The organism is Chitinophaga sp. (assembly GCF_036569185.1).
In the GTDB taxonomy this organism is placed as follows: domain Bacteria; phylum Bacteroidota; class Bacteroidia; order Chitinophagales; family Chitinophagaceae; genus Chitinophaga.
This window is the reverse complement of the sequence record NZ_DATCRD010000217.1, coordinates 1-2,324: the sequence shown is the minus strand read 5'-3', so window position 1 is coordinate 2,324 and position 2,324 is coordinate 1. Positions and strand designations below refer to the sequence as shown.

The window sequence follows — 2,324 nt, the reverse complement described above, 5'->3', positions numbered from 1 at the left end:
ACCTGGTGAAAACCTACGAGCGCGGCGATCCCAGGCTGAAAGCTACGGTAATTGCCAACAACGACATATTGCCGGATGGTTCTGTGGCGAATACTACTTCGAGTCAAACGGGATATTACAACAAACGTTACTGGTTGCCTGCGAATGAAATTCCTTTCAATGCCGGTGGTAGCGTTGCCGATGGCCCCACCAATGAGCGGATCTTCCGGCTGGCTGTTGTAATGCTGTGGACAGCGGAAGCAGCAGTGCATAACGGTAATGCAGGCAGGGCGCTGGAGCTGGTGAACGCCGTGCGCCAACGCGCCCGTAAAAGCGGCGGCAACACAGATTTAACCGTACTGCCGGACCTCACCACTGTTACGCTGGATGACATTTATCATGAAATGCGCGTGGAATCTGCCCTGGGCGAACACCTGCGTTTCAATGAACTGGTAAGAACGGGCAAGGCTGCCGCTACTTTGACTGGCTACATAGAAGGCACCAATAATCACCTGCCTATTCCCCTGCGGGAGATACAACTCAGTAACGGGTTGCTCAAACAGAATACCGGTTATTGATCTGCTTTCCTTTTAAGAAAAGAAATTATGCTTATAAACAGATATAGTATTCTATGTTACCTGTTGTTCATACTGTGCCATATGGCCACGGCACAGCAACCATTACAACTGGCCAGTGTATTACAGGACAATATGGTGATCCAGCAAAACAAGCCTTTCAAAGTATGGGGGCATGCCAATGCAGGCAGCGTTGTGACGGTTACCGGTAGCTGGAACGACCGCGCCGTGCAGGTGAAAGCAGACAGCAATCATCACTTCATGGCAATCCTGGACGTACCAGCAGTGACACCCGGCGATTTTAGCAGCTACCGGCTTACAGTCAGCAGTGCGGGAGCCAGCCTGGTATTAGATCATCTTCTCATTGGCGAAGTTTGGTTATGCAGCGGGCAGAGCAACATGCAGTTTGCTATGAAAGAAGAATTGAACCGGGAACGGGAGATCCCGCTGGCAGCGCTGCCCAACATCCGTTTATTTAATACCGGGTTAAATTTCAGTAATGAACCTGTGGATACTGTTAGCGGGAGATGGAAAGTCTGTAGTCCTGCAACAGTGAGGGATTTCAGCGCCGTGGCTTACTACTTCGGAAAGGAGATCTTCGAAACATTGCAGGTGCCGGTTGGCATCATATTCACCGGTATAGGCGCATCAGGGGCACAGGCGTATGTACCCCGTAATGAGCTCTCTTCAGACCCGTTGCTGGATTCGGTATACCTGCAACCTTATCTTCGAAGCCCGAAATCGGCGGAAAAGATCAATGCAGGGTTTTCTTTTGAAAAGGTAATGCGACCGTATTTGTTATACAACGCTATGATCCATCCGTTCAGACATCTCTCCATCCGTGGGTTTTGCTGGTACCAGGGAGAGGCTAACCACATGGAGCGGGATAGCTATACCCACCTTACTCAAACCCTGATCAAAAGCTGGAGAGCACAATTTGCCCAGGGAGAGCTGCCTTTTTACTACGTGCAGATAGCGCCGTTTTTCCATGATAAGGAAAACCCCGAACTGGCCTTCGACGCCTTTTTCCGCGAGGCGCAGGAAAAAGTGGGCACGCTGAATAATACGGCCATGGTAGTAACAATGGATGTAGGCGAGGCGAAAGACCTTCATCCGAAAAATAAAAAGCCTATCGGGCACAGGCTGGCCTGTACTGCCCTGAACCGCACCTATGGGCAGTTGCAGGTCGACTATAAAGGCCCTGTCTTCCATCATGTCACCTTTGAGAAAGCCAAAGCGGTGGTTCACTTTGAGCCTGGAAGCCTGGCGGGTGGCCTGAAAACAAACAATGGGCAGCCCCCGGCCTTTTTTATGCTGGCAGGCAGTGATCAGCAGTTTTATCCTGCCACTGCTGCCGTTTCCGGGGAAACAGTGGTGCTTCATGCCGCAAAGGTGAAGCACCCGGTGGCGGTGAGGTATGCCTTTTTCAACTACCCGGTTACCAACCTGGAAAACGGAAAAGGATTCCCGGCACTGCCGTTCAGAACGGATAACTGGAAGGAAAAAACGCCGGAATAATGGAGTGTTTTTGGTAATGTAAACCTTTGGCAGGACTAAAAATTTTTAGGTCACGTCCTGAAATAGGTTTACACCTAAAAAGGTGTAAATATGCAAAAATCAAACATTTTAGGTCGAAAGAAACAATCAGGGTTCCGCTCCCCACATGACGTATCCTTTATGATTAAGGTGGCCAACTACTATTCAGAGAATGAAGAAAGCATGAGCCAGGTAGCTGAGCGGTTTAAAATCTCCATATCCTTAGTTAATAAA

The 2,324-nt window shown here is 49.5% G+C and carries 2 protein-coding genes; both read left to right on the top strand.

Annotated features, from left to right (window positions below):
* On the top strand, positions 1–557 hold a 557-nt coding region (locus VIM72_RS16390), incomplete at its 5' end, for a RagB/SusD family nutrient uptake outer membrane protein (RefSeq protein WP_332003907.1).
* A gap of 81 nt (positions 558–638) precedes the next feature.
* Positions 639–2,072, top strand: a complete 1,434-nt coding sequence (locus VIM72_RS16385) for a sialate O-acetylesterase (protein WP_332003906.1) — start codon at positions 639–641, stop codon at positions 2,070–2,072.
* The last annotated feature ends 252 nt before the right edge of the window (positions 2,073–2,324 follow it).